Genomic DNA, 26,083 nt, shown 5'->3' on the forward strand with positions numbered 1-26,083 from the left:
AGTGGCAAAGGTACTCGTGGTAGATGATGACGCTCATATCCGAGAGCTGGTCCGTTTGTATTTGGAGGATGAAGGCTTTGACATCATCGAGAAAGCGAATGGACAAGAAGCGTTGGAATACGCGGAGAATCATCGGGTTGATCTGGTGATCCTCGATATTATGATGCCAAAAATGGACGGTTGGGCTTTGTGCGAGAATCTCCGTGAATTCGGTGAGATGCCAATATTGATGATCACCGCGAAAGGAGAGGCCACTGACCGAATCAAAGGATTTAAACTCGGCACGGATGATTATTTGGTGAAACCCTTTGACCCGGTGGAGCTGGTTCTTCGGGTAAAGGCTTTGCTAAAGCGGTACCGCATCTCTACCGCCAGCAAGATTCAGCTGGGAGGCATTACGTTAGACCGGAAAAGTTATCACGTCATCTATCATGATGGGCGAACCGCGACACTTCCCATGAAAGAATTCGAGGTATTGTACAAACTGGGCAGCCATCCAGGGCAGTTATTTACCCGGGACAATCTCATTGAACAGATCTGGGGAATCGACTATGAAGGTGATGAACGGACGGTAGATGTCCACATTAAGAGGCTGCGGGAGAGGTTCACGGACTGCGAGTCTGATTTTCGCATTGTCACGATCCGGGGGCTTGGTTATCGCCTGGAGGTGTATTCGAATTAAATCGCTGTACACTCGCGTCGTGTTGGTCTTTATCTGCATTGTAATGCTGAGCCTGTTCGCCGCTTTTCTAATCAGTACCTGGATGTTCGAAGGGCGGACGCATCATTTTATAGAAGAAACGTTGGTAAAAGACGCCAAAAACATCATCCAAGCATACCAGTCGAACTCTTCTGCGGAGTTGGGTCCGTTTGTGCAAAGCTTTTCCGGCCTTTCTATTTACACGATCCAACTATTCGATAAAGAAGGTACGCCACTGCTAGAAGAAACAGAGCCCATGCAAGTGGAACAGAGTCAGATCGAGCAGGTGCTTGGCGGCAACATGGCACGCGGTCTCGATGTAGAAACGCACGGACTACCATTGGTGGGGGTCCCTTTTTCCGTGAAGGGCGATCCCTATGCTTTGTTTCTCACATTGGATAAGAATACCGTGGAGCAAGAGCAAGAAAACATGCCTTGGATTCATGCCTTGTATATTCTTGTTCTGTTTATTGGCAGCTTTCTGATTTTGATAGCCGCCCGCTATGTCGTAAATCCGATCACGCGGTTAACGGAAGCAACCAGAAGGATGGCAAAAGGGAACTTCGATCCCAGGAGCCAACCTCTGAATCGCAAGGACGAAATTGGTCAACTTAGCGTGAGCTTTCATGAAATGGCAAAAGAGCTTGCGAAACTGGATCAGATGCGGAAAGACTTTGTTGCGAGTGTCTCTCATGAGATTCAGTCACCGTTAACTTCCATTTCGGGATTTACGAAAGCTTTAAAGCAGAAGAAAATGAGCGAAGAGAGTCGGCTCCGTTATTTGACGATTATCGAGGAGGAGAGCGAGAGGTTGTCACGCTTGGGGCAGCATTTGCTTCAGCTCTCTTATTTACAGCAGGAGCAGCGTCCATTACAGGCGACTGCATACCGGTTGGATGAGCAGCTGCGGAGGGTTGTCATCACATTGGAGCCTTTGTGGACCGCAAAAGAGATCAACATGGATATAGATCTTGAGGCAATCACCGTTCGTGCGGACAAAGACCAATTGGATCAGGTGTGGATTAACTTGCTGAACAACGCGATCAAGTTCACAGGGCCTCACGGTACGATACGCATCCGCTTGACGGAGAAGGCTCATCACCATATCGTCTCGATAACAGACAGTGGGATCGGCATCCCGGAAGAAGAATTTGTCCATATTTTCAAACCGTTCCACAAAGTAGATAAAGCCCGCAGCAGTTCTGTAAAAGGAAATGGGCTTGGCTTATCCATCGTCAAGCAAATCATCGATCTCCATAACGGAGAAATCCATGTGTCCAGCAGTCTTGGTACCGGAACAGTTTTTACGGTCACACTGCCGCGTGAAAACTAGCAAACCAGAGAAGAACAATCCAGCTGCGAAAAAATATCGCCCCGAATGGGCGGTATTTTTTTATTCATGCCATGTCAGTTCATATGGAGTTCATCCAGCTGCATTATGGTAGCTACAGAGAGTGAACACGAAGATGAGAAAGCATTTGCAAAAAATTTTGCCCAGAGGAGAATCGAAGATGAAGGTTTTCTTACGTATCGTTGTCTATGTCATGACGTTCGTTATCCTATTCGGAGGGATCGGTGCGTTCGGATATCATCGCTCCAAGCAGGAATATTGGTTACCCGTTCGGCAGGCACCCATGCCAGCCCTTCAAGGCGTGAGCGTCCCTGCACACGATCCAAAAAAGCCTACAGTAGCTGTCCTGTTATCCAATTCGACGACAGAAGTGTTTGATTTTATGGTTCCGTATGAAATGTTTGCGATGACAGAGTCTTATAACGTGTATGCAGTAGCCCCGGACAAAAACGTGAAGTCACTCTCGGGCGGCTTGGACCTGATGCCGCACTATTCTATTGATGAACTGGACCGATTATTAGGGAAAAGTCCCGACCTTATTGTGATCCCGGCCATGCCGATAGTTGACGAAGCAAAGTATAAACCGGTCCGGGCATGGATTCAAAAACATTCGGATACGAAGCTGTTGAGCATTTGCGCCGGAGCGTTGAATCTGGCCGATACAGGTTTATTAAAAGGGAAAGAAGCAACTACGGACTGGAAAAGTTTTGGCTTTCACGAGATCGATTCCTATCCGGAAACAAAATGGAGAAGAGATGTGCGTTACGTCGCCGACGGGAACATCGTCGCTTCCGCAGCTCTCACTTCAGGAATCGATGCCGTCCTCTATGTCATCTCGCAGCAATTAGGCGAACCGATGGCGGAGAAAATAGCGAAAGAGATGAATTACCCTTCTTATCATTTCGTAAAAAATCCAAAGGCAGACCCCTATTATCTTGATGCAGCCGAATGGATCTACACGTTCAACCTAGCATTCCAATGGAACCAAAAAAGCGCAGGAGTATGGTTGTACAACGGGATGGACGACGGAGCACTTGCGACGATTTTTGATACGTATGCCGCTTCCGGAACAACAAAGGTGCACACCATCTCGGACGCCAAGCAGCCGGTCGTTACGAAGTATCACCTGAATCTGGTCGCGAGATATCAAATGTCGAATGCGCCAAAGCTCGATCGCATGTTCGTTCCCGGAGTAGAGGCGGAGTCTCTCGCTGCAAAGGATGTCAAACAGTGGAATGCAACGGGTAACAATGTGGTGCCAGCGTTCATTCACAGCGGCTCCGCTGCCAGATTTATCTTTGATGCGCCGCTTGAGGATTTAGCCAGACAAGAGGACGTCCTAACCGCCAAATACGGTGCGAAGCGATTGGAATACCGTGCCGCCAATCTGAACTTCGAAGGCAGACCATTTTCCTATGAAGCTTTCGGTATACCTGTTTTGCTATGCGCAGCAGCATGGCTCACTGCTTTCTATTTGGATCGGCGATTCATTCGAAAAGGAAAAGCGTGTACATCGGCGTCGATCCGGTCGGCGGCACTATCGAAAGAAGGTTAATCGCGATGGGGAACGCCAGTGAAGCGTATGTATTCTACCCGCCCCATGCCAGTTGACACCGCCATCGTATTTCACTATACTGTCTGTAACTTGATATGCAATACGTTGAAAGAGCCCAGTAGCAGCTCGGTCCCTGTTCTAGAAAGCCGGGGGTTGATGGAACCCGGTACATACCCGGCTGGCGAATTACACTCTGGAGTATCTCGGGTAATGCCGAGCGGAAGCGGCGAACGATATCTCGCCGAGAGTGGCATGAATGGCTGGCGCCTGGCGCGTAAGGCCATACGTGCAAGCTGGGTGGTAACACGGTTCGCAATCGTCCCTGTCTGTAAAAGACACGGGGCGTTTTTATTTTCCCGCGAGAAAATGGTGCGAGGAAAGATCCATGATAGAAGGAGTGAAATGGCAGTGAATATTATCGACGAATTGGAATGGCGCGATGCCATCAATCAACAGACGGATGCGGAAGGACTTCGCGAATTGACCGAGCAAAAATCCGTTTCGGTGTATTGCGGCGTGGATCCGACGGGTGACAGCATGCACATCGGGCACTTGATTCCATTTATGGTGCTGAAACGATTTCAGCTCGCAGGCCACCGCCCGGTCATTCTGATCGGCGGCGCGACCGGTACCATCGGAGATCCGAGCGGCCGGCAGACGGAGCGTTCGCTGCAGACGCTGGAGCAAGTCCAGGCCAATGTAGACGCGCTGACCGCCCAAATGAAGAAGCTGTTCGTGACCGAAGGCGACAACCAGATCCGCTTGGTCAACAACTACGACTGGACGCACAAGATCAACGTCATCGAATTCTTGCGGGATTACGGGAAAAACTTCAGCATCAATGCGATGCTGGCGAAGGATGTCGTCGCGAGCCGACTCGAAAGCGGCATTTCCTTTACCGAATTCTCCTACCAGATTTTGCAGTCGCTCGACTACCTGCACCTGTACAGACACGAGGACGTGCAGCTGCAAATCGGCGGCTCCGACCAATGGGGCAACATCACGAGCGGCCTTGACCTGATTCGCAAAAAAGAAGGCCCGGAGGCAAAAGCATTCGGTCTTACCATCCCGCTGATGCTCAAGGCAGATGGCACGAAATTCGGGAAAACGGCGGGCGGAGCTATCTGGCTGGATCCGAACAAGACGACGCCGTTTGAATTCTACCAGTTCTGGGCGAACACGGATGACCGCGATGTTGTGAAATACTTGAAGTACTTTACGTTCCTCACCAAAGAGGAGATCGACGAGCTGGCAGAAAAAGTGCAGACGGAGCCGCACAAACGCGAAGCGCAAAAAAGGCTGGCGGAGGAAATGACGCGGTTCGTCCATGGCGAAGAGCTGCTGGATCAAGCCAAGCGCATCACCGCTGCATTGTTCACTGGCGACATCAAATCGCTGACGGCCGACGAGATCGAGCAAGGCTTCAAAGAGATGCCAACCTTCGAGGCTACGAAGGAAACGAAGAACATCGTGGACTGGCTCGTGGACATCGGTATCGAGCCGTCCAAACGCCAGGCGCGCGAGGATATTACGAAAGGCGCGATCTCGATGAACGGGGAGCGCGTCGGAGATCTGGGGCTGGAAGTGACCGCCGACCTGGCGATTGGCGGACGGTTCATCATCATCCGCAAAGGCAAGAAAAACTACAGCTTGGTGAAGCTGTCCTAGCATACGGAGCTGCGATTCGGATCCGTGATCGAATAGGATGGATAGAATAAAACAGCGGCGACCTATGACCAGAAGGGAAAGTCTTAGGCTCGCCGCTGTTTCCGTTTTTTGAGGGAGTCAGTCAGAGGGATACCTCTCCTGACAGTCTAGCGCATGCTGATGGCTTCACTCTGCGGTTTCTCGTGTTCGTGCCATGCTGCAGGCCGCAAAGATACGCTATAATGGTGGGAGCTGTAACCATTTGGAAAAACCGCCTCTTATTCGGAGCGGATTCTACGGGAAAGAGCCAAGAGAGCATGGCAGGGGGAAGCGAGTCGATGTATGGCTATCACGGTTGGGAAAGGCTATTGTTTTTGCCGACCTTTTTGGACAAAAGCAAGCTTTCACGCGCTTTGCAAGGCAAGACGATCCTCATCACAGGCGCGAGCTCCGGAATCGGAGAACAGCTCGCCTATTTGCTCGGCAGCTTGCCGGTCCATCTGATTCTCGTGGCGAGGAGAGAAGAGAAACTCGTGGCCATGAAGCGAGACATCGAGCAGGAAGGCGCCACAGTAAGCATTTATGGGGCAGATCTCCGGAATGCGGATGAAATGGAAGGATTCCTCTCCTTTCTTCATCGAGAGCCACGCGGCGTGGATGTGGTGGTGAACAACGCCGGTCTGTCGATCCGGCGATCGATTTGGGACTCTGTGGACCGGTATCATGACTTCACGAGGACGATGGCGATCAATTACTTCGCACCGGTCCGCTTGCTCTTGTCCGTCTTGCCTGTCCTAAGGGAAAACGGGGGACAGATCGTCAATATTTCTACCGTCAACACTTCTCTGATTCCCTTCCCGTACTGGGCCGCTTACCAGGCCTCGAAGTCGGCGTTCGACACATGGTTTCGGTCGGCGTCCCCCGAATGGAATGCCGAGGGGATTCATACGACGTCGATCTACCTCCCCTTGGTCAAGACGCCGATGATTCTGCCGACAGCAGCCTATCAAGGCATACCCGCCATGAATCCGTACCACGTAGCCCAAATCATCGCCAAATCCATGTACACCAAGCGGAAAACATTCATGCCATGGTGGCTGCCGTTTGGACAGCTCGCTTCAATCGTGGGCAGAGGGCTATGGGAATGGAGTGCGGTGAAGTGGCTGCAAAACAGGAGGAAGTCCTGATGAGAATTCTGTATTTGTTCCTTGTCCTTGGCAAGCTGCGCCTCCTTTCCCTGAAAGGGCTGTACCAGATCGCTCTCGCCATTCGCCATTACGGCATCAATGTGATGGTGCTTCTGAAGGTCGCCGCGAGCATGCACGGTCCGAAAGAAGCGCTGGTGGACGAGAAGGGGAGCGTCAGCTATCGACAGCTTCTCGAGGAGTCCGAACGGCTTTCCATCCTGTTGAAGCACCAATACGGCCTCGGCAGCGGGCGAAAGGTCGGTTTCTTATGCAAAAATCACGCGTCCTTCGTGAAAGCCGTCTTCGCCGTTTCCCTCACCGGCGCCGATCTCTGTCTGCTCCATCCCGAAATGAGCCTCAGGCAGTTCAATCAATGGCTGGGTGACCATGATCCGGACCTACTCGTCTACGATGCAGAGCTGACTTCCTATTTGGAGCGCTCCTCGTATGCCAAAGAAAAACTGGCGAGCGATTCCCTGTCGAACATAGACGGCCTGTTCGAGTCAAATGGATGGGAAGGGGAGAAGCCTTCTCGCACGTCCTCCAGCAGGCTGCAGCTGATGACCGGAGGGACGACAGGCGTGCCCAAAAAAGTGGAACATCGGCCATCCTTGTTCGATTACTTGCCCCCGTTTTACGCCTTGCTGACAAGACTACCGCTTCTCCAGCACCGTACAGCCTACATCGCGACTCCGCTCTTTCACGGATACGGAATCGCCTTTCTCTTTCTGTTGCTGGCACTGGGGAAAAAAATCGTGCTGACCCCCGGCTTTCATGCCGGGAAGGCGTGCGATCTCATCCGAAAGCATGAGGTGGGAATCGTGACCGCCGTTCCCTTGATGATCCAGAAAATACTGAAGCAGTCTCGCGAGTTGCCGTCTCTCGGATGTCTCATATCGGGTGGCGCGCAGCTCCATCCGAAGCTGGCGGCGGAAGTGTTTCACCGCTTCGGCGATGTCTTGTACAACCTGTACGGCACTTCGGAAGCAGGCATCAACCTGGTGGCTACCCCGCAGGATTTGCGATATTCCCCCCAGACACTCGGCAAAAAGGTCCCCGGAGCCAGGTTGCAGGTGAGGGATGACCGGAATCGAGAGCTCGGGGCAGGTCAGGTCGGGCAATTTTGCATCAAGAACAGCTGGTCCATGCGAAATCGGGGGAGGGCTTGGATCGAGACTGGCGATTTGGGCTACCGGGACCGCAACGGCTATTACTTTTTGTGCGGACGAACCGATGATCTGATCGTTTCGGCGGGGGAAAACGTCTATCCGCTGGAAATCGAGCAAGCACTGATCGACCACCCGGACGTGGAAGACGCCGTGGTGATCGGAATTCGCGACGAAGCGTACGGTCAAAGGCTGAGAGCAATCGTCCAGCCGACGGAAGCTGCCACACTCACGCCGGAGAGCCTGATGGATTGGCTGCGTCCCCGTTTGGCGCGGTATCAGCTGCCGAAGGAGATTCTCTTGGCGGACGAGATCCCCTATACCCATTTGGGAAAACGCGACAAGAAGCTGCCGAAGGAGAAAACCGGGGAGGGATAGGCGAGAAGGTCCAGAGAAAAGCCGCGCCAGGCAGCGCCGAGCATGTAGAGAGAGCCACGACAATAGTCGCGGCTCTCATTTGCTAAAGAGGCTCATGGACTTTCCGCCGAGATTCCTTTAAAGGCGAGGGGAGTGGACAAGACGGTCATCGTTGTCGTGAAACCGTATTGGCTGCAGCGGGACAGGAAATCCTGCAGGGATGACATCGAGGACGTCTGCACTTTCAGCATGAAGTTGAATTGTCCGCTGAGCTGATACATCTCGACGACATCCTCGGACTGATGGCCAAATGCGGTCAGCCGGCCGCAGTCATTCGTTTGGACGAGCACGAAGGCAGTGACCGTCTTCCCCAGCTTCTCCGGGGAAACGATTGTCCGATAAGCGTCGATGACGCCGCGTTCTTCGAGCTTGCGGACGCGTTCGGATACGGCGGGCTGCGTCATGTTGATCGTCCTGCCCAGCTCGGAGAAGGAGATTCGCGCATTTTGCTGCAGGGCCTCCAATATTTTCAGGTCGATTTGATCCATCGTACCGCTCCTTTTTTGACATCGATGTGTTCAAGGTTTTCTTCGGAAAATCGCGATGAATTCAAAGTTTGCACGGATGAATGCTTTGGGTTTCCTCTGTAAAGCCGCCTCCCTCCTGGATTACAATCGGATACAAGACAAAGGGAAACAAATCAGGAGGAGGAAGTACGTTATGAAAAAAGCAACGATTGCAAGTCCGATGAAGATTGGGAATCTACCCTTAAAAAATCGGTTGATCCTGGCGCCGATGCAGCAAAACCAGGGGACGCTCCAAGCGATGGCGACAGACTATCACGTCCGTCATTACGGGGAACGGGCCGGCGATGTCGGCCTGGTCATCTTGGAATCGACGGGGGTGTCGCCCAATGGACGCCTTTATCCCAACGATATCGGAATTTTTACGGAGGATCACATCGCACCGCTGCGGAAGGTCGTGGATGCCGTCCATTCCAAAGGGACCCCGATCTTCATCCAGCTTACGCACGGAGGGAGGAAAGCGTGGCCGGAAGCCATCCTTCGCATGGTCGCCCCCAGCCCCGTCGCCTACGACGATTTCTACGGTGTGCCGGAAGAGATGACGAAAGATGATATCCAACAGGCGATCGCGGAGTTCCGAGCGGCTGCCAGGAGAAGTCGGCAGGCGGGCTTCGATGGCATCGAACTGCATCTGGCACACGGGCATTTGCTCCACCAATTTCTCTCGCCGCTGTCCAACCTGAGGAATGACGAATACGGAGGATCGCCGGAAAACCGGTTGCGCCTCATCCGCGAGGTGCTGGAAGCGATACGGGAAGAGGTGGGGTGCGGCTATCCGGTACAAGTCCGCGTGTCGGCTTCCGATTTTGCAGACGGCGGTCTCACCCCGGTGGATGTCGCCCATGCACTGACTTATCTGGAAGAACTCATCGATGCCGTCCACGTCTCTTCCGGAGGGACAGTCCCAGTGCCGCCGCTGACGGACGGGGCGGGCTACCAGGTGCCTTATGCAGCGATCATCAAGCAGTATGTCAAAGTCCCTATTATTGCCGTTGGCCGCATTTACACCGAGGAGCTGGCCAATTTCATTCTAGCAGATGAACTGGCCGATTTCATCGCCATCGGCAGGCCCATGCAAGAGGATCCGCGCTTTGCGGGGAAGCTGCTGGGAGCCTGAAACGGGTACGCATCGCAAAAAGAGAGTGGCTGACCGCTGGCCTTGGCTTGCTCCCTTCCGAATGATCAGTTGTGGAAACAGATGTCCGTTTTTTCCAATCGTGAAGGCAAGCAGTATGGGATCATACAGGTGTGGAAGCATGAATCCTGTGATTTGCGATGGAGGGAGATCAAGAATGAAGCCGCGTATTTCCGTATTGACGCTGGGTGTAGACGATTTGGAGAGAGCGCTTGTTTTTACCGGGATGGCCTTGGACTGCCGACGGAAGGAATCGTCGGGAGGGAATTCGAACACGGGGCCGTCGCCTTTTTCGACCTGCAGGCAGGGGTAAAGCTCGCGATCTGGAAGCGCAAGGACCTTGCGCACGAAACCAAGGTGCCTCTGGGAGCCCCGAGCTCCACCGAAATGACCATTGGGCACAATGTAGGCAGCAGAGAGGAAGTGGATCAAGTCATGGAAGAAGCCAGTAAAGCGGGGGCGACAATTACGGACCCGCCCCATGACACCTTCTGGGGAGGATACTCCGGACACTTCCAGGACCCGGATGGGCATTTGTGGGAAATCGTCTGGAATCCCGCCTGGGAGCTCACCGAATGACGGTGGGCGAGATGGAAAGAGCCTTCCTTTTGGAGGGCTTTTGTTTTTGATGCTCATTTCCCGAAATATCCCGGGCAGTCAGACCATACATATAACAGGATAGGTCAACCACAAGGGAAAGGACTGAGCAAACGTGCCCCAAGGCATTCACGAGATCGAACTGGACCTGGACATTCAATCGGTCTGGGCGTTCGTCCACGTACTGGAAAACTGGGTTCCGCTGGTGCCCGGCTACATCAGCCATGAACGGGTCAGCGATCGCAGGGTTACCTGGACGTTTACGGGCGATATCGGGATCATGAAAAAGAAGATTAGCTTGCAGGCGGATATTACGGAGTGGAAAGAGCCGACCGAGGTGAGGTTTACCTTGACGGGAATCAATGAAAATTTTACCGGAGAAGGTTTTTTTCAAGCGCTGCAACTGGGGGAGCACCGCACAAAAATGACCGGATTTCTTGACATTACGGCCAAAGGCTTGAAGGCCCCGATGATCAATTCGGTATTGAAAAACCACGTCCCGCAGCTGACGACCGAACTGGCAGAGGCCGTAGCTGGCCGGATGAGGCAGCATGCTTCCGTACCGCCCGCGCGAGAATAAGGCAAAGGCTTACAAAAGGAAGCGTCGAAAAGAAGGAAAGGAAAAGAATGAGCCAGGCGGCCGGAGCGTGGGATCGTTTCCCTGCTCCGGCCTGTTTCAGTGGAGGGTCCCAATCTTTGGCCCCGCTGCCTGTTTCCCTGCCAGCAATATGCAAGGTAGATGTCATCTGACTGGCAGGAACGGTCTGAAAGTCTCATGGAACAAATTTACAGGGTCACCTACAATAGTTCTATGGACATAAATGGAGAGAGGGGCAACGCGACTTGAATGAAAACAACCGCAAGAAGCTGGAGCAGCTGATCCGGGACTACCCGTTCACGCATGCCAGGGAGTATTTGCTGGACAAGACTCGCCAAGGCATTCGCCTGGAAAAGGCAGGGAGCGACGATTATGCTGACCCGTGTGCATCTCGGGTGGGTGGGGATCCAGATCTTCCCATGGGCCATGACTGGCCCATGACAGCCGATAGCGTACCGATGACATTTCTAGCCCAATTGAATCTGCAAGACTTGGCGAGCCATGATCATTCATCTATGCTGCCGACAAACGGAATGCTTTTCTTTTTCGTGGGAATCGATGAGCCGGCCTACAACATCCAGCATCGCGTCCTGTTCCTGCGGGAAGAGGAGCTGGTTTTTGCCGAGCGCCGTGTAGCTCCGGAAATGACGGCTCTAAAAGAACAGTTCAACGCTTTCCGGCTGGAAGCGAGAGCGTCCTTGGAGCCTCCGAACTACGCCTATGTCGATTTCGAGCAAATCGAAAACGATGAATACGGCTATGAGGATTACGAAGACTTTACCTTTGAGGTCACCGGCAGCCGGAGGGAAGATGTCGCTATGATGTTTGGCTACCCGGACGGCCAGCACGACGACAGCGAGTATGAAGCGGCGTTGATGATTTTGACAGGCAAGCCATACAACTACGACGCGCAGCAGGCGCTGCAGCACATTGCCGATCATTTCGCGGGGGACAGGGATAGGGCAGAGCAAGAAATCCGCGATGTCGTGCTGCTGCTGGAGATCGAATCGGACAACGATATCGGCTTTTGCTGGTGGGATGCAGGAGCACTCCAGTTCTTTATCCGCAAAGAAGATTTGCTGGCCGGAAGATTCGACCGTACCTATTGCTCGCTGTATTCCAGCTGATGTAAAAGTAGAATGTACCCTGCTAGGTTTGCTCACGAAAATAAGCGCCTGCTATGGGAATAATCCGCCTGTGGGGGAGTTACATGACAAAGGAAGAATTGATCGAGCACTGTCTCACTTATCCCGGTGTTTATGAGGATTACCCCTTTGATGAGAAGTGGACGGTGATGCGCCACCGAGGCAATAAGAAGTCCTTTGCCCTTATCTTTGACCATCACGGTCACCCCTGTGTCAATCTCAAATGCGAACCAAGCCATGCAGATTTCCTGCGTGGCATCTTCAAAGAGGTCAAGCCGGGTTACCATATGAATAAAGTACACTGGAATACGGTGGTTTTGGACGGCGATCTGCCAATAGAGGAACTGCATGATATGGTGCAGCACAGCTTCCAGCTGACAAAACCGAAGAGCGGCAGAGGCAGAAAAGATTGATAGATCGTCGAATACATATCTACACGGAGAGGAAGAAGACGAATGATGCACGAAGAGGAAGAACGCACGGAAGAAAGAGATTTCGGGTTCGCGCGAGTCTATGGGGTAGAGCTGAAATACCGGGAGAAGCCGGTGCTGGACCGCGAATTGCTCTATCAAAAAATGGAGCAGTACACGGGTAAAGTAGATGGCCCCTCCCGAAAGGATGGGAACGAGGCGGGACTGGCCGTCTGGGAAGCGAATGAATCCGGCCGGGACCCGCTGCTGCACTTCTTCCATCTCCAATACATGGTGGGCTATCAGGATGGCGAAATGCCTGCCCAAACCAGCCTGATGAACATGGAGAATCGTCCGGCGGGAGATTACCATACTGCGATTCAGCAATCGTGGCACTGGCGGGAGGCGGCACAGACCGTCAGCGAGTGCAGCCATTCGCTGCTTTTGCTGGACATGATGGCTTCCGGCCTTGCGCCAGGGGAGAGGCTGGAGCTGTTTACAGGCGCGCTCCGAGCCGTGCTGGAATGCGCTCCTTGTGACGCCATCTACTTTCGGGAAAGCGACAAGCTGGTAGAGCCGAAAGCGTACCTCGCCGCGGTGGAAGCGGGAGACATCCTGTACGGGGCGATGAACATCCGGTTTTACAACGTGGAGGGAACGGGGAGCGGTCGCAGGGAAGGCTTGATGGATTCGATCGGGCTTGCGGCTCTCGGCATTCCCGACGTTCAGTGCCACTTTTACGACTTGGACCCGTCGGAGGTCGCGGGCAGCTTGGCGAATATCGGATACTACATGTTCAACCAGGGAGACATCATCGCAGATGGGGAGACCGTCGGCTTTACCGAAGAGATGCGCTGGCGGTGCGAGCATCAGTATTCGCTTGCGGCACCGCGTCGTGTCGTCCTCGATCTCGATCCGGGCGAGCCCTACTACGCGGGCAGGCAGCAGCACGGTGAACATCGGGAGGAAAACTAGCAGCCCGCTGCACTTTCTCGCATATGAGCGGTAGAAAAACCGCCTTTTTCTTTGGTATGATAGACAAACGTGCTTCTGCTTGAATGAGCCGGAGCGACTGCTACGGGAGAAGAGAAATTTGCGAGAAAAAGGATGGTTGTTGGTTTGAAACTGCACAAAAAATACGAACAGCTCGTGTTTACGTTTATCATGGCGTTTGGCATGTCGTGCATCATCTCGTTTTTCATGATGCTGATCAACTTCGGCTTCAACTCCATGCTGCTCGGAAAGTGGCTGAAGGCATGGCCGCTCGCCTTTCTATTCGCGTTTCCGTGCGCCTATTTTTTTCCGAGATTTATACGCAAGCTCATGGGGAAGATCACATTTGTGGAAGGCGACTGAGCGTTGGACATTTTGCCCGACTATTTCCAAGAGTGCGCATAGACACGAAAGCCGCAGCGAAATGGGCTGCGGCTTTCTTCATGGGTGAAGGCTCGAAGGTCAAGGCAGGATGGCAAAAGACCGGACGGGGAATCCGGACGCCTTTTCCGGCTTGGCGACGATGTTGACGATGACGGCTCCTTTTGGCGGCAGCTTGTCCAGGTTGGTCAAGAGCTCTACCTGGTACGTGTCTTGCTCGAGCACGTAATACTCGCCGAGCAGTGCCCCGTTTTTGCGATAGTCGACGCTTGCATCGGTATCGAAGGTCTCGTGTCCGACCGCCTTGATGTTCCGCTGCTCGAACAAAAATTGCAACGCAGCCAGCGACCAGCCGGGGGCGTGGTTGTTGCCCTCCGCGTCTTTGTTGTTGAAAGCGTCGACATCCGGCCAGCGCTTGCTCCAGTCGGTGCGCAGCGCCACGAAGGTCCCTTCCTCGATCCGGCCGTGTTCGTCTTCGAATTGCAGAATGTCCTCCACGCTGAGCGAGTAGTCGTGATTGTCCGCGGCTTCTTTGGACTTGTCGATGACGACCAGCGGGAGCACCAGCTCTTTTAGCTCGATTTCGTCCAGGTATCGCTTGCCTCGAACGAAGTGAATCGGCGCATCGAGATGGGTGCCGTATTGTCCGGCAAAGGTAAAGCTTTGGGCGAAGAAGCCGTCGTCATGGGTGAACAGCGTCTTGAAGGTGGCGCCGTCAAAGGCGGAGAAATGGGGGGATTCCGGGCCAAACGTATGGGTCAGGTCCACCCATTCCTTGTTTTTCAAAAACGCAAGAGCTTGGAGCAAATCGTTCATACGTAAGTCACCTCGATAATGTTTTCGCAAGATTCATGCAAGGAAGGGCGGAAAGGCTATAAAAAAGGAACCTCTCGCATTGGTGTAAGAGGTTCGGGCACGAAGAGATTTCTACTTCATACTTTATTTGTTTAAAAACCAAGTGTCAAGATAGAGATAGTGAGATTTATGTCAGGCCGGATCATTCGATTCCAGGATCTCGCCCAGCTTGTCCAGCATGATTGCCGTTCCATGCTCCCGCTGATCCGGAGTATCATGCCCGTCGAGGAAAGCCCCCTGTTCGGTAAACACCAGCCGCGTGCCGGATCCCTCCGCCTCTAGCTCTACTGTGGTCATGGACACGGATATCCGTGTATCGCCGGCGTCGAGCGTATAGGTGTAGACGATTCGTCTGTCCGGGACAATGTCCTGATATTCGGCCAGGTATGTAAAGACCGGGCCTCCAGGCGGGCCGCCGCGATTGCTTTCCCGGCCCCCGACGCGAAATTCGAATTGCTCGGGCTTGGAAAACCACCGGGCTTTGGAAGTCGGATTGGACCATGCGGCAAATACTTTTTCTGGCGGGGCGGCGTAGAATCGTTCGATCGTAAACGTGTCGTGCGTGACGAAGCGGTCGCTCATTCATGAATCCTCCTTTGGATGGGGGCTTTCGGGGAGCTCTGCCAGGAAATCGCCCAGCAGCTCCAGGTGTCGCTCCATGTTTGATTGTTTTTCGGCAAAATATCTTTCGTGACTTTTTCGCATCATGTCGAACAGCTGCGTAAAGTCATCGACGGATACCGGCGCATGGCTTTGCATCAGGTGGGCCACGTGCACCAACTGCTTCAGCAGCTTTTGCTGGATCCGGATGCTCTCTCTCAGGCGGGAAATCTGCAAGGACACGGCTTCCAGCGGATCATAGCGCTCATTGGCCAGCACGCCCTGGATTTCTTCCAGGGAGAGACCGAGTTCCTTCAGCGAAAGAATTTGCTGCAGGCGCGAGAAATCTTTCTCGCTGTAAAGCCGGTGCCCGGAAGCGGAATGGCCCGATGGCGAGAAAAGCCCGATTTGATCGTAGTAATGCAGGGTGCGTATGGTCAGGCCTGTCGCCTTTGCGAGTTCGCCCACTTTCCACTGTCGGCTCATGATCAGCCCCTCTTTTTTCGCCAGCTTTTTCCCGGTACCCTCAGTATAATTCATAACGTAGCGTCAGGTTCAATAGTGATTGGGAAAAAAAGCAATCGGTAAGAAGCGTTCTCCTCTGTTTTTGATTACCATGGCCTTATAGGCAAGCGGTGATCACGAACGCAAAAAGGAGGAAACGAAGTGAACACAACGATTTCAAAAGGCCGGCTCTGGACGGCGCGAATCATGTCAGGTCTGGTGGGCCTGTTCATGCTCTTCGACAGCATTTTCAAATTCATTCAGCCTGCCCCCGTCGTGGAAGGCACCCTGGAGCTCGGCTACGCGCAGCATCACATTGCCATCATCGGTTTGCTCGGACTGTTGTCTACGATTCTTTACTTGATTCCGCGCACGACTTTCCTGGGGGCTGTCCTGTTGACCGGATATTACGGAGGGGTCATCGCCACTCATATTCGCATGGATGCTCCGCTGTTTTCCCACACGCTGTTTCCCGTTTATCTGGCTGTACTGATGTGGGGGGGCATTTGGCTGCGCTATGAAAAGGTTCGCTCGCTCGTCCCGATTTCCAAAAGAGAGGAAGCGTGAGCGCAATGGGAAGCATCGTCTTGTATATGCAGATCTCGCTGGACGGGATCGTTTCGGACGTCGATAGGTGGGCGAGCATCGACGATGGCATACTCGAGGGCGCCCTGGATTACTACGATTCGTTGGATGCCATCGTGATCGGGGCCAATTCGTATCCGTCCATGGCGGAATATTGGCAGCAGGCCGAGCTGGCATCCGAGTCGGCGCTCGAACGCTCCTTTGCCAAACGGATCAACGAACTGCCGAAGATCGTTCTCTCCCGTGCAGAGATGGAGCTGGCATGGAAAAACTCGGAGCTGCTTTTGTATCGCGATGAGGAATCCTTGGTCCGCGGGATCGAGAGTCTAAGAGGCAGAATGGCCAAGGACATCTCCGTGGAAAGCGGCGTCCGTACGTGGCAGCGATTGTTGCGACACGATCTGTTCGACGAGTTGCGCATGCTGGTGCATCCGGCTGTCGCCAAAGTGGGCGAAAAGCTTTTTGCAGGTGCAGAAGAAAGCCGGGCTTTGCTTCTGGAAAGCTCGAGGGTTTATGACAGCGGCGTCGTGGAATTGCACTATCGAAAAAAAGGCTGATACGAGTTTTTCGACAGGTGGAGATCTCCTCGTAATAGGCGGTTGACATCCCGGAAATTGCAGAATATAATGGCAATAATTCGATAACCAAAGGTTTTGATTAGAAATAGTAGATCTGATTCGAGCTTGCAGAGAGCCGTTGGATGGTGCGAAACGGCAGCGTCGGTCATTTCGAACTCGTCTATGAACTGCTGCCTGACAATGTAGGGTAAGCCGGAATTCCACCGTTACCAGGATAGATGGTGATAGCCATCGAAAGAGTTCATTTCAAAGGAAATGAAGTAGAGTGGTACCGCGGGTTCAACCTCGCCTCTATACGTAGAGGCGGGGTTTTTTTGTACAGATAGGAATGTATAAAATTCCTATCCAGTATAAGGGCAACCGCAGCTCTGCCAAAATACACGGCGTAGCCAGGTATTCTAATTGGTAAAAGTCCGGGCTTAACCAGCCCCGCTTGAACATATAGATAACCAGGACTGTGGAGGAGGAATGGAAGATGAATCGAAAAATAATCATGCTGGATACGACTTTGCGGGACGGGGAGCAAGTCCCCGGCGCCAAATTGAACGTCCATCAAAAGGTGGAGTTCGCGCAGCAGCTGAAGCGACTGCAAGTGGATATGATCGAAGCCGGATTCCCCGCTTCATCGGAAGGGGATTTTCAGGCCGTACAGGAAATCGCGCGAAGCGTAGGGGATACGGTGTCGATCACCGCGCTGGCACGTGCCGTGAAAGGCGACATCGACGCTGTGTACAACAGCATCAAGCTCGCGCAGGATCCGTTTATCCATATCGTGCTCGGTACCTCGGACATTCACGTGGAGAAGAAGTTCAACCGCTCCAAGGACGCCGTCATGCAGCAAGGCGTCGACGCGGTAAAATACGCCAAGACGCTCATGCCGCACGTGCAGTATTCCACGGAGGACGCCTCCCGCTCGGAGTTTGAATATTTGTGGAAAACGATCGAAGCAGTCGTCAAAGCCGGCGCGACGATCATCAACGTGCCGGATACCGTCGGCTACGCCGTACCGGAGGAGTTCGGGGAGCTGATCCGCAAAATCAACGATCGGCTGAAAAACCTGAACCCGGACGTGATTCTGAGCGTGCACTGCCACAACGACCTCGGTCTGGCGACGGCCAATACGCTCGCAGCGATCAAGAACGGCGCCCAAAAGGTGGAGTGCACGATCAACGGGCTCGGGGAGAGGGCAGGGAACACCTCGCTGGAAGAGGTCGTCATGGCGCTCAAGGTGCGGGAAAACTACTACCAGTGCGGCACCAACATCAAGACGACAGAGCTCCTTCGCGCTTCCCGGCTGCTCACGTACTTGACCGGCCTCGACGTGCAGGTGAACAAGGCGATCACCGGGGACAACGCATTTGCCCACTCTTCAGGCATCCACCAGGATGGACTGCTCAAAGACAAACAGGTGTATGAGATCATGTCGCCGGAGGAAGTCGGCGCAGACAGCATGGAATTGATCCTGACTGCCCGCTCCGGACGCCACGCGTTCAAGAATGCAGTGGAAAGAATGGGCTTCAGCGTGGGCGAAGAGGAAGAGTTCGAGCAGCTGTTTGCCAAGTTCCTCACCCTCGCCGATGCCAAAAAAGAAGTGTACGACCACGACGTGTTCTACCTGGTGACGAATCATCGCACGCTGGATACGCGGGACAGCCATTTGTACGAACTGGAATCGTTCCAGGTCGTGACCAACGACATGTATCCGACTGCGACCGTGAAGCTGAAGAAAGGTGCCGAGATCGTCAAGGACAGCGCGGTCGGGGACGGTCCGATCGATGCGCTCTACAGTGTCATCAAGTCGCTGGTAGGTCTCGACGTAGAGCTCAAGGACTACAAGATCAACAGCATGTCGAGAGGCAAGGAAGCGATCGGGCGGGTCAACATCCGCATCGAATACCAGGGCAAGACGTACTCGGGCCGCGCGATGGACACCGATATCATCAAAGCCAGCGCTATGGCTTTCCTGAACGGCATCAACGCGGTGCTGCTGGATGTGGCGAACGAACAGCTGAGTCTTGTTCAGCAGTAAGCTGCTCATTAGCCAAACAAAAATGATAAAGGGAAACAGCCGTGTTCCGACAGCGTGAACAGAGTCTGTTTCATCAGCTACCTGTGAGGGTAGCTTTTTTTATTTTGGAATGCTGACCTTCGCAGACATATGCGTTGCCGCTGCAACATTGTCGCAATCCCCAACTGAACGAGCTGCGACAAGAGCGCTTTGAACCGTTCAATTCTTCACGTGATAGCAGGTTACTTCAAAAAGAATTCCGCCCAGCGCTCGAAAATACAGGCTGTAACCACCTCTGATCATTTTCGGCTCGTGGTCCGCTGAAATGCCGGCTTCTGCCAGTCTCTGATAGAACTGATCGACCTCTGTCATCGTTTCGACATAAAACCCGAGATGGAAGTCCGTGGGGTAAGAGACAGATTCGTCGGATCGCAATTTGCTAAGGACCAGGCTAAAACCGTGACCGTCGCCCATTCCGGCAATGAAATCTCCTTTTTGGTCGAAAAGCTGAAAGTCGAATACATGTTGAAAAAATGCGATGGCTTCCGATACATCGTTAACACATAAATTCAAATGGCTCAGTTTCAAGGGGGGATCTCCTCTCCCTAACTTGGTTTTTGTGACGAGCGGATCGCAACAATCTAATGATGTTAGAATAATTTAATGACGTTAGATTACAAAAATATGGTATAGTTGTCAAGGGAGGAGGTGTGCCCAATGGCAAGACGACGAACCGCTCGACCTCTGGACTCCGCAACCGAACAAGGACCGAGCCATATTCCGCTCGATCGGGTACGTATCCTGGATACGGCCTTACGGTTATTGGACGAGATTGGCCTGAAAGAATTAAGCATGCGAAAAATAGCGGACCATTTGCAGGTGAAAACGGCATCTCTCTATTATCATGTGAGAGACAAGGAAGAATTGATGCAGCTGCTATCCGATCGGATCTGCAGTGAAATGGACTGGCCGGAAACGTCCCTGCCTTGGCAAGAACAGATTTATCTATGGGCGGGGCAGTTCAGAAAGGTTTTGCTCTCCCATCGGGATGCGGTCGAGTTGTTGAATCAGACGATCGCGATGGGCTACGGGCGGCTCACCCAAATCGAAAAGCTGTATCAATTGCTCGTATCAGCGGGCTTTTCGGATCCCACTGTTCCGTGGATTGCCTCCATGCTGAAAAATTACGTACAGGGCTTTGTGGCAGAAGAGGCACACTTGCAGGCAATGGCCAGGAACCATCATGAGTCCTACGAGGAAATGAGCGAACACCATGATCAATTTTTTCGTCAACTCCCGCAGGAACGATTTCCGAATATGATTCGCCTTGCTTCTTATACGACGAAAACGAATTGGGAGAACGAATTTCGTTTTGGGTTAAGCGTACTGATCGAAGGGTTTTCAACGAAGCTCATCCAGGGCAAATAAAGAGCCTCATACAATAAAGCCGCATCGCAGCCTTCAAAAGACGAGGCAAACGGGTGAAAAAGGAAAGGTTGCACGGTCCAATGCGGGCTGTGCAACCTTTTTTGTACTGATAGGAATTTATAAAAATTCCTATCCAGTATAAGGGCAACCGCGGCTCCGCCAAAAGGCATGGCGTAGCCAGGTTTTCTAACCTGGATTCAAACGAAGAAGGCGGGTACAAGAGAAATCACAGATGGGAACCCCCGGTGGCATCGATCATTTGCCCCGTCACCCAGCGGCTGTCTTCGGAAGCCAGAAATGCGACGATATCGGCAATATCATCCGGCTGACCGACCCTGCCCAGTGCAGACATTTCCTTGGCATGCTGCTGGCCTTCGGGCGTGTGCAGCCAAGAGGCATTGACGTCCGTATCCACGATACCGGGAAGCACGGCATTGACCGTGATGCGGCGCGGACCCAGGAGCGCGGCCAGGTGCAGGGTAAACGTGTTGATCGCTCCCTTGGTCAGGTTGTACGACATGATGTGCGGGTAGGCAATCCGTGTCACGCCGGATGAGATATTGATGATCCGGCCCCCGTCCCGCAAGAGGGGCAGCGTTTGCTGGACCAGAAAGAAAGGCGCCTTGACGTTGACCGCGAAAATTTCGTCGAACGATTCCTCCGTGGTTTCTTCCATGGTTTGCGAGGTTCCGATCCCGGCGTTGTTGACCAGAATATCGAATCGTCCGTCCGGGGATGTGCGGGAGAGGTCCTCTTGCAGTGCGGCGATGATCTGTCTGACGCCTGCCACGGATTCGAGCTTGGCTCCGATGGAAAAGGCTTGCCCTCCCTGTGCGGTGATCGACTGGACGACTTCCTCGGCGGCTGTGTGATTGCCCCCGTAGTGGACAGCGACCCGTGCACCTTCTTTGGCAAGCCGCAGGGCGATACCCTTTCCAATTCCTCTGCTGGCGCCAGTGACCAGTGCGATTTTTCCTTCCAAACTCTTCATATTTCTCCACTCCTTACAGGTTCGATGTAGGTACACCGATACTGTAAACCCTCCTGTATAGGGGAGAGTCAAGAGGCGGAACTGGCGGAAATGTTCTGGACGGGGACAATTAGCTCCGAGCGTCGCATGCGGCCGTACATGTCTTGATCGGGGGTGAGGTACGTCTCGCGGATGGGCTCAGAATCGACGGGGGCATAACCGTTGGAACTGGCCCAGTCCAAGGCGTCATGAATTGCGGCGCAGTCGCTTGCGTAAGGATCGCAGTCGTGCACGAGGGAGGCGGCGGATTCCACTTCCGGCAGGAGACGCACTTTCACACGCGCGCTGTCCGGCAGCTCTCTCGTCAGCGGGATGGCTACCTCCAGCTCCACTCTTTCTTCGTGGTCTTCCTCGAGGGTGCTGCGATCGTGCCAGAGAATCATCAGGGAGCCATCGGCAGTCTCGCCGTGGGCCTTGACGTATTGCGTAACCTCTTCCAGCAGCACGCACAGCCGTGTGCGTGGAACGATGTCGCGGATAGACGCTACCAACTGGGGAGGGATGCGGCGGATGGCGACACGGCTATGCCGTGGCCCTTTTTTGCTTTCGTTTTCGACGCGCCGCAGCCGCTCATTGACTTCTGCAAGCTGTCGCTGGGCGGTGGAGATGGCCTCCAGCAGCTCATGCTTTTTGCTTGCCAGCTGGTCCTTGACGACGTGGAGCGAAACATCGTCTTCCAGAAAGGTTTTGATGTCCTCCAGCGTAAAGCCTTGCTCCTTGAAGGCGGCAATTCGCTTGACCGTCAGGAGCTGTTCTTCGGAGTAATACCGGTATCCGGATTCGGAGTCGACGAAGGCCGGCTTCAGCAATCCGAGCTGATCGTAATAGCGCAATGCCTTGACCGAGGCACCGCTCAATTTGGAAAAATCGCTGATTCTCAGCATGCTGTCCCATTCCTTTCCGTTACGGTAGATGACGGTTCTCGCTCATCGCGAGAGCAGGGGAATCGGTAAGTCCGTCAGCCCGAAACCTGCCCATCACGACCGTGTCGTAGAATTTCCCGTCGGAAAGCATTTTGTCCCGTTTCAAAACGCCTTCCCTTTCAAAGCCGAGCCGTTGGTACAGCCGGATGGCTTTTTCGTTGGTTGCCAAAACATTCAGGGAAATCTTCGCAATCCCGTTGGTATCCGCCCAGTCGATCGAGGCTTGCAGCAGATGCTTGCCGATCCCATATCCCCAAAACTCTTGCAGGACGCCTACGCCAAATTCGACTTTGTGCGAGAGTCGCTTCAAGTATATTCCTTCGCATCGGGAAAAGCCGACGATCCGATCCTCCACGGAGGCGACCAGCAAGAGGTTGCGGGGTTTCTCCGAATCTGTCCGGATGAGCTCAGCGAATGCTGCAGGATCAAGGAACGCCTCTCCCGGCTCCCGATCCAGATTTTCTGTTTCGCCATCGATTTGCAGCCGGACGTTCGACAATTGTTCGGCGTCTTCCTCGCTTGCCGAGCGAATCGTGTATGTGAGTCCGTTTACAGTAATCGGGTGGGCCTCGATGATCATCATATCCCTCGTTTCGTCAGTATTGGCGGGAAGGGGAAGGAGGCCGCCGGGGCTTGGAGCCGCTCAAGGCTGCCGTTTGAACGTGATGTGGTCAATGCGGGCGCGGACGAGTGCAATCAGCTGTTCGGCCATATACGAAGCCGAATATTTGAAATTCGTCTCCGCCCAGTACATGATGACCCCGACTGTAGCCGACATCTGGTAGCTGAGCATGATTTCGTAGTCGATCGGCGGTTCGGTTTTCTCCATTTCGATGTGCATGTCCCTTCGCATCGACTCCCGCATGACGCTGTTCATCTCATAAACCAGCCCTTTGTCGACGGCGATCAATGCTTGGAAGACGTCCTTGTGGCCCTCGACATGCTCGAATAGCTGCAGGATGGACGGATACGTCTGCGTCGCCTGCACTTTTTGCATTCCTTTATAAGGGGCGAGGAGCGCTTTTTCAAAGCCTTTCAGGAAGTCCTCCCGAATCTCGCTCAGCAGCTCTTCCTTGCCGAGGTAATGATTGTAAAAGGTCCCGCGGTTGTAGTCGGCTCTTTGGGCCACATCGATCACCGTGACGGAATCGTAGCCCTTCTCCAGTATCAGCGCGACCAATGCCGATTGGAGTGCTTGGCGGGTTCGTTTCGTTCTGCGGTCCAGTTGATCATCCATGGTCGTGCGTGCCTGCTTTCTATCGAATATCGAATACCTCGATTATAGCGTAACCGATGCCGCAAATCATTCGCGGACAAGTGAACACAAGGGAGAGATCTGTTCAACATCTTGCCAAATCTGAACGTCGACGCCTAGTGCTGTTGAAAAGTGAACATTTCAAAACGGATTGATGATTGTCCCCAGCGCCGACCGAGCGTATGCTGGAGATGTAAGAGGAACGAATAAATCCGGATTTATCGCTCCGAAGAAATGAAACGCAAAGGAGCGAATCAGCATGAGCGATTTCAAAACCAAAACAGCTGTCATCACAGGGGCCGCAGGCGGCATCGGCAAAGAACTCGCCCGCCGCATGGCACAGCGGGGCGTCAATCTCGTACTCGTCGATTTGAAAGAGGAAGCCTTGCAGGCAGTCGTGCAGGAGCTGAATCTAAGCGACGCCAACTCGCTGGCGATTGCGGCTGACGTCTCCAAGGAAGAGGACGTCCAAAACTACGTGAACAAAGCCGTCGAGAAATTCGGCAGCATCGATTATTTCGCAAACAACGCAGGCATCGAAGGGCCAATGGGCCTCATCGAAGAGCAAAGCGTACAGGCGCTTGACCTGGTGTACAGCGTAAACGTACGCGGCGTGTTCCTCGGTCTGCAAAAAGTCATTCCCGTCATGAAAAAGCAAAAATCGGGGGCGATCGTCAATACATCGTCGCTGGCAGGTCTGATGGGCGCACCGGAAATGTCGCCGTACATCATGTCCAAGCATGCGGTGATCGGACTGACCCGCGTCGCTGCCAATGAACTGGCTGCATTCGGCATTCGCGTCAACGCAGTGCTGCCGGGCACGATCAATACGCGGATGATGCGTCAAATCGAGGCCAACTCCGGACAGGCAGAGGCGTATGTGGAAGCAAACAAGGCGGCCACTCCGCTGGGACGCTACGGCGAGCCGGAGGAAGTCGCTGCGGTCATGAACTTCCTCTTGTCCGAGGAAGCGTCTTTCGTGACAGCCTCGCTGTACACCGTCGACGGCGGCATGGTCGGCCAATAATCTTGCACAAGCACCGAACCATTTTCTGCGACAAAGCAAATCAGGCCGGGAGCTCCCCCAGAAGAGCTCCCGGCCTTTTTGCGTCGATTTTCCAAACGATTCCAATTGTTGTAAAATAGAGCGCAGAAATGGAAGAGGGAGGCCTATTCATCATGGAGCGGAGTTTGCTGGCAAGGATCATGGATTTTCTCGTCCTGGCTGCGTTTCTTGGAATCGCCGGGTTTCTAGCGTTTTTCTTTACTGCCCTCTCAGGCGGCGACCGATTCTATTGGTGGCTGATCGCGGTGATCACGGTCGCGGCTGTCTTGTTCGTCGGGATCGGCATCTTTGCGAAGGTCAGGGAACGGCTGCTCTTCAAAACGGCCATCGGCTTGCTCATTGCCAGCGGTCTTACGGTCGCGGGCTACGAAGGCTTCCAGTACTACGAAGCCAGCATACCGGTCGTCAGCGAGCAGGATTTCGACTTGCAGGCGTACAAGCCGTTTCGGGAGGGCACGAAGGCAAAAGCGTTGGAGCGGCCGGCGAGCCTGTCGCTTAAACGCGATTTGCCGAGGCTGGACGGGGCGACAGCGCTTTACCCGCTGTACGCGGCTTTCGCCCAGGCCGTCTATCCGAAAAGTGACTACGACCTGTACTACAGCGAAGTCATGGCGAACACGACGCCGGATGCCTACCAAAACTTGATTGACGGCAAAGTGGACATCATTTTCGCAGCCGGTCCGTCCGACGAACAGCTGGAGGCGGCGAAGGAAAAAGGCGTCGAGCTCAAGCTGACGCCGATCGGCCGGGAAGCATTCGTCTTTTTCGTCAATGCGGCGAATCCGGTAAAAGGGTTGACCACGGAGCAAATCCGCGATGTATATGCGGGCCGGATCACCGATTGGGCGGAAGTGGGCGGAAAGCCGGGACCGATCCGCGCCTTTCAACGTCCCAAAAACAGCGGAAGCCAGACCATGCTGGAGAAGATCATGGGCAGCGAGCCTCCCATGCCGGCGCCCGAAGAGGATATCGCTACGGGCATGGGCGGAATCATCAGCAAAACGGCGGACTACAAAAACTACGAGAATGCCATCGGGTATTCCTTTTTGTACTTTGCTACGGAGATGGTCCAAAACGGGAACATCCGCTTGCTGGAAATCGACGGAGTGATGCCGGACAAAGATGCGATCCGCAATCGCACGTATCCGTTTGCCGCCGAATTTTACGCGGTGACGGCAGGCAGCGACAATCCAAACGTGGGCCGCTTTCTCGAATGGATCGTTTCTGCGGAAGGGCAGTCGCTGGTGGAAAAGACCGGATACATCCCGATTGCCGACGGGAAGTGAAAAGGGCTGGGCAGCTCCCGCCGTTTCCGCTGCTCTCCCTAGCCGTCCATGTGCGTTCGTCTGCCCAACTTGCCTGTTCTCGCACTCTCGTTTCTCCCGGGTATTTCAAGTTGCACGCGCCTTTGCTATGATGGGGATCGTACGACATTGACATTGAAT

27 protein-coding genes, 1 pseudogene and 1 other annotated feature are annotated in these 26,083 nt (G+C 53.7%); of the genes and pseudogenes, 19 read left to right on the plus strand and 9 right to left on the minus strand.

The genetic code is table 11. The features are described 5' to 3' along the window. Position 1: 1 nt before the first annotated feature. The 6 genes from RGB73_RS08240 (at position 2) to RGB73_RS08265 (ending at position 7,984) form a co-directional block, all read left to right on the plus strand. Positions 2-682 carry a response regulator transcription factor gene (locus RGB73_RS08240; RefSeq protein WP_310770818.1) on the plus strand — a complete coding sequence of 227 codons (681 nt, stop codon included), beginning with the start codon at positions 2-4 and terminating at the stop codon, positions 680-682. Continuing rightward, positions 651-2,033: a sensor histidine kinase gene (locus RGB73_RS08245; protein WP_310770820.1), complete on the plus strand. Its 1,383-nt coding sequence runs from the start codon at positions 651-653 to the stop codon at positions 2,031-2,033. The genes RGB73_RS08240 and RGB73_RS08245 overlap by 32 nt, the downstream gene beginning before the upstream one ends. Before the next feature lie 178 nt (positions 2,034-2,211). Continuing rightward, positions 2,212-3,606, plus strand: coding sequence for a DJ-1/PfpI family protein (locus RGB73_RS08250; RefSeq protein WP_310770822.1), 1,395 nt, complete (start codon positions 2,212-2,214; stop codon positions 3,604-3,606). A gap of 402 nt (positions 3,607-4,008) precedes the next feature. Next, positions 4,009-5,274: a tyrosine--tRNA ligase gene (gene tyrS / locus RGB73_RS08255; RefSeq protein ID WP_463675650.1), complete on the plus strand. Its 1,266-nt coding sequence runs from the start codon at positions 4,009-4,011 to the stop codon at positions 5,272-5,274. A 317-nt stretch (positions 5,275-5,591) separates the two neighbouring features. Continuing rightward, positions 5,592-6,440 carry an SDR family NAD(P)-dependent oxidoreductase gene (locus RGB73_RS08260; protein ID WP_310770824.1) on the plus strand — a complete coding sequence of 283 codons (849 nt, stop codon included), beginning with the start codon at positions 5,592-5,594 and terminating at the stop codon, positions 6,438-6,440. Beyond that, a complete protein-coding gene (locus RGB73_RS08265; protein WP_310770826.1) occupies positions 6,440-7,984 on the plus strand; it encodes a class I adenylate-forming enzyme family protein in 1,545 nt (514 codons plus the stop codon). The genes RGB73_RS08260 and RGB73_RS08265 overlap by 1 nt, the downstream gene beginning before the upstream one ends. Positions 7,985-8,076: 92 nt before the next feature. Here RGB73_RS08265 and RGB73_RS08270 read toward each other — a convergent pair whose 3' ends face one another. Further along, on the minus strand, positions 8,077-8,511 hold the full coding sequence (locus RGB73_RS08270; protein ID WP_310770828.1) for an Lrp/AsnC family transcriptional regulator: 435 nt from the start codon (positions 8,509-8,511) through the stop codon (positions 8,077-8,079). 172 nt (positions 8,512-8,683) lie between these two features. On the opposite strand from RGB73_RS08270, the gene RGB73_RS08275 reads away from it, so the two are divergent. The 7 genes and pseudogenes from RGB73_RS08275 (at position 8,684) to RGB73_RS08305 (ending at position 13,788) form a co-directional block, all read left to right on the plus strand. Beyond that, positions 8,684-9,664, plus strand: a complete 981-nt coding sequence (locus RGB73_RS08275; RefSeq protein ID WP_310770831.1) for an oxidoreductase — start codon at positions 8,684-8,686, stop codon at positions 9,662-9,664. A gap of 175 nt (positions 9,665-9,839) precedes the next feature. After that, a pseudogene (locus tag RGB73_RS08280) lies at positions 9,840-10,261 on the plus strand (VOC family protein). 133 nt (positions 10,262-10,394) lie between these two features. Then, positions 10,395-10,859, plus strand: a complete 465-nt coding sequence (locus RGB73_RS08285) for an SRPBCC family protein (protein WP_310770833.1) — start codon at positions 10,395-10,397, stop codon at positions 10,857-10,859. A 263-nt stretch (positions 10,860-11,122) separates the two neighbouring features. Then, positions 11,123-12,004, plus strand: coding sequence for a YwqG family protein (locus RGB73_RS08290; RefSeq protein WP_310770835.1), 882 nt, complete (start codon positions 11,123-11,125; stop codon positions 12,002-12,004). A gap of 83 nt (positions 12,005-12,087) precedes the next feature. Beyond that, entirely contained in the window at positions 12,088-12,435 is a 348-nt protein-coding gene (locus tag RGB73_RS08295; protein WP_310770837.1) for an MmcQ/YjbR family DNA-binding protein, read from the plus strand. A 42-nt stretch (positions 12,436-12,477) separates the two neighbouring features. Next, positions 12,478-13,407: a DUF4261 domain-containing protein gene (locus RGB73_RS08300; RefSeq protein ID WP_396136179.1), complete on the plus strand. Its 930-nt coding sequence runs from the start codon at positions 12,478-12,480 to the stop codon at positions 13,405-13,407. A 144-nt stretch (positions 13,408-13,551) separates the two neighbouring features. Beyond that, the gene (locus RGB73_RS08305) at positions 13,552-13,788 is read left to right on the plus strand and encodes a DUF2798 domain-containing protein (protein ID WP_310770839.1); all 237 of its coding nucleotides are present in this window, start codon (positions 13,552-13,554) and stop codon (positions 13,786-13,788) included. A 99-nt stretch (positions 13,789-13,887) separates the two neighbouring features. Here the strand turns inward: RGB73_RS08305 and RGB73_RS08310 are convergent, their stop codons facing one another. From RGB73_RS08310 to RGB73_RS08320, 3 genes are all read right to left on the minus strand, one after another. Continuing rightward, positions 13,888-14,622, minus strand: coding sequence for a cyclase family protein (locus RGB73_RS08310; RefSeq protein WP_310770841.1), 735 nt, complete (start codon positions 14,620-14,622; stop codon positions 13,888-13,890). A gap of 171 nt (positions 14,623-14,793) precedes the next feature. Beyond that, on the minus strand, positions 14,794-15,243 hold the full coding sequence (locus tag RGB73_RS08315; RefSeq protein WP_310770844.1) for an SRPBCC family protein: 450 nt from the start codon (positions 15,241-15,243) through the stop codon (positions 14,794-14,796). Further along, positions 15,244-15,747: a MerR family transcriptional regulator gene (locus RGB73_RS08320; RefSeq protein WP_310770846.1), complete on the minus strand. Its 504-nt coding sequence runs from the start codon at positions 15,745-15,747 to the stop codon at positions 15,244-15,246. A gap of 180 nt (positions 15,748-15,927) precedes the next feature. Between RGB73_RS08320 and RGB73_RS08325 the strand changes: the two genes are divergently transcribed. The 3 genes from RGB73_RS08325 (at position 15,928) to RGB73_RS08335 (ending at position 18,957) form a co-directional block, all read left to right on the plus strand. Beyond that, positions 15,928-16,332 carry a DoxX family protein gene (locus RGB73_RS08325; RefSeq protein ID WP_310770848.1) on the plus strand — a complete coding sequence of 135 codons (405 nt, stop codon included), beginning with the start codon at positions 15,928-15,930 and terminating at the stop codon, positions 16,330-16,332. Between the two features lie 5 nt (positions 16,333-16,337). Next, positions 16,338-16,907 (plus strand): dihydrofolate reductase family protein, encoded by a 570-nt coding sequence (locus tag RGB73_RS08330; RefSeq protein WP_310770850.1) that lies wholly within the window; start codon positions 16,338-16,340, stop codon positions 16,905-16,907. Positions 16,908-16,994: 87 nt separating this feature from the next. Then, positions 16,995-17,224 (plus strand) — a binding site (T-box leader). Positions 17,225-17,403: 179 nt separating this feature from the next. Next, positions 17,404-18,957 (plus strand): 2-isopropylmalate synthase, encoded by a 1,554-nt coding sequence (locus RGB73_RS08335; RefSeq protein WP_310770856.1) that lies wholly within the window; start codon positions 17,404-17,406, stop codon positions 18,955-18,957. Between the two features lie 198 nt (positions 18,958-19,155). Here the strand turns inward: RGB73_RS08335 and RGB73_RS08340 are convergent, their stop codons facing one another. Further along, entirely contained in the window at positions 19,156-19,524 is a 369-nt protein-coding gene (locus RGB73_RS08340) for a VOC family protein (RefSeq protein WP_310770858.1), read from the minus strand. A gap of 129 nt (positions 19,525-19,653) precedes the next feature. Here RGB73_RS08340 and RGB73_RS08345 point away from each other — a divergent pair, with 129 nt between their 5' ends. Beyond that, the gene (locus RGB73_RS08345) at positions 19,654-20,364 is read left to right on the plus strand and encodes a TetR/AcrR family transcriptional regulator C-terminal domain-containing protein (RefSeq protein ID WP_310770860.1); all 711 of its coding nucleotides are present in this window, start codon (positions 19,654-19,656) and stop codon (positions 20,362-20,364) included. A gap of 226 nt (positions 20,365-20,590) precedes the next feature. Here RGB73_RS08345 and RGB73_RS08350 read toward each other — a convergent pair whose 3' ends face one another. The 4 genes from RGB73_RS08350 to RGB73_RS08365 all read right to left on the minus strand — a co-directional run bounded on the left by RGB73_RS08350 (position 20,591) and on the right by RGB73_RS08365 (position 23,554). Next, positions 20,591-21,355, minus strand: a complete 765-nt coding sequence (locus RGB73_RS08350; protein ID WP_310770862.1) for a glucose 1-dehydrogenase — start codon at positions 21,353-21,355, stop codon at positions 20,591-20,593. Between the two features lie 68 nt (positions 21,356-21,423). Continuing rightward, positions 21,424-22,278: a MerR family transcriptional regulator gene (locus RGB73_RS08355; RefSeq protein ID WP_310770864.1), complete on the minus strand. Its 855-nt coding sequence runs from the start codon at positions 22,276-22,278 to the stop codon at positions 21,424-21,426. 19 nt (positions 22,279-22,297) lie between these two features. Then, positions 22,298-22,897 (minus strand): GNAT family N-acetyltransferase, encoded by a 600-nt coding sequence (locus tag RGB73_RS08360; RefSeq protein ID WP_310774194.1) that lies wholly within the window; start codon positions 22,895-22,897, stop codon positions 22,298-22,300. Between the two features lie 63 nt (positions 22,898-22,960). Next, on the minus strand, positions 22,961-23,554 hold the full coding sequence (locus RGB73_RS08365) for a TetR/AcrR family transcriptional regulator (protein ID WP_310770867.1): 594 nt from the start codon (positions 23,552-23,554) through the stop codon (positions 22,961-22,963). A gap of 277 nt (positions 23,555-23,831) precedes the next feature. Between RGB73_RS08365 and RGB73_RS08370 the strand changes: the two genes are divergently transcribed. Next, complete coding sequence (locus RGB73_RS08370; protein ID WP_310770869.1) at positions 23,832-24,599, plus strand: SDR family NAD(P)-dependent oxidoreductase; 768 nt, start codon at positions 23,832-23,834, stop codon at positions 24,597-24,599. Positions 24,600-24,751: 152 nt separating this feature from the next. After that, positions 24,752-25,924 carry a substrate-binding domain-containing protein gene (locus RGB73_RS08375; RefSeq protein ID WP_310770871.1) on the plus strand — a complete coding sequence of 391 codons (1,173 nt, stop codon included), beginning with the start codon at positions 24,752-24,754 and terminating at the stop codon, positions 25,922-25,924. Positions 25,925-26,083: the final 159 nt, after the last annotated feature.

This window comes from Brevibacillus brevis, from assembly GCF_031583145.1.
In the GTDB taxonomy this organism is placed as follows: Bacteria; Bacillota; Bacilli; order Brevibacillales; family Brevibacillaceae; genus Brevibacillus; species Brevibacillus brevis_E.

What these genes read in the sequence shown, in the direction of transcription:
- RGB73_RS08315 (WP_310770844.1), bottom strand. Translation starts at nt 15,243, where the DNA reads ATGAGCGACCGCTTCGTCACGCACGACACGTTTACGATCGAACGATTC.
- RGB73_RS08350 (WP_310770862.1), bottom strand. Translation starts at nt 21,355, where the DNA reads ATGAAGAGTTTGGAAGGAAAAATCGCACTGGTCACTGGCGCCAGCAGA.
- RGB73_RS08300 (WP_396136179.1), top strand. Translation starts at nt 12,478, where the DNA reads ATGATGCACGAAGAGGAAGAACGCACGGAAGAAAGAGATTTCGGGTTC.
- RGB73_RS08375 (WP_310770871.1), top strand. Translation starts at nt 24,752, where the DNA reads ATGGAGCGGAGTTTGCTGGCAAGGATCATGGATTTTCTCGTCCTGGCT.
- RGB73_RS08360 (WP_310774194.1), bottom strand. Translation starts at nt 22,897, where the DNA reads ATGATCATCGAGGCCCACCCGATTACTGTAAACGGACTCACATACACG.
- RGB73_RS08295 (WP_310770837.1), top strand. Translation starts at nt 12,088, where the DNA reads ATGACAAAGGAAGAATTGATCGAGCACTGTCTCACTTATCCCGGTGTT.
- RGB73_RS08265 (WP_310770826.1), top strand. Translation starts at nt 6,440, where the DNA reads ATGAGAATTCTGTATTTGTTCCTTGTCCTTGGCAAGCTGCGCCTCCTT.
- RGB73_RS08320 (WP_310770846.1), bottom strand. Translation starts at nt 15,747, where the DNA reads ATGAGCCGACAGTGGAAAGTGGGCGAACTCGCAAAGGCGACAGGCCTG.
- RGB73_RS08335 (WP_310770856.1), top strand. Translation starts at nt 17,404, where the DNA reads ATGAATCGAAAAATAATCATGCTGGATACGACTTTGCGGGACGGGGAG.
- RGB73_RS08270 (WP_310770828.1), bottom strand. Translation starts at nt 8,511, where the DNA reads ATGGATCAAATCGACCTGAAAATATTGGAGGCCCTGCAGCAAAATGCG.
- RGB73_RS08260 (WP_310770824.1), top strand. Translation starts at nt 5,592, where the DNA reads ATGTATGGCTATCACGGTTGGGAAAGGCTATTGTTTTTGCCGACCTTT.
- RGB73_RS08250 (WP_310770822.1), top strand. Translation starts at nt 2,212, where the DNA reads ATGAAGGTTTTCTTACGTATCGTTGTCTATGTCATGACGTTCGTTATC.
- RGB73_RS08355 (WP_310770864.1), bottom strand. Translation starts at nt 22,278, where the DNA reads ATGCTGAGAATCAGCGATTTTTCCAAATTGAGCGGTGCCTCGGTCAAG.
- RGB73_RS08330 (WP_310770850.1), top strand. Translation starts at nt 16,338, where the DNA reads ATGGGAAGCATCGTCTTGTATATGCAGATCTCGCTGGACGGGATCGTT.
- RGB73_RS08275 (WP_310770831.1), top strand. Translation starts at nt 8,684, where the DNA reads ATGAAAAAAGCAACGATTGCAAGTCCGATGAAGATTGGGAATCTACCC.
- RGB73_RS08310 (WP_310770841.1), bottom strand. Translation starts at nt 14,622, where the DNA reads ATGAACGATTTGCTCCAAGCTCTTGCGTTTTTGAAAAACAAGGAATGG.
- tyrS (WP_463675650.1), top strand. Translation starts at nt 4,009, where the DNA reads ATGGCAGTGAATATTATCGACGAATTGGAATGGCGCGATGCCATCAAT.
- RGB73_RS08365 (WP_310770867.1), bottom strand. Translation starts at nt 23,554, where the DNA reads ATGGATGATCAACTGGACCGCAGAACGAAACGAACCCGCCAAGCACTC.
- RGB73_RS08345 (WP_310770860.1), top strand. Translation starts at nt 19,654, where the DNA reads ATGGCAAGACGACGAACCGCTCGACCTCTGGACTCCGCAACCGAACAA.
- RGB73_RS08370 (WP_310770869.1), top strand. Translation starts at nt 23,832, where the DNA reads ATGAGCGATTTCAAAACCAAAACAGCTGTCATCACAGGGGCCGCAGGC.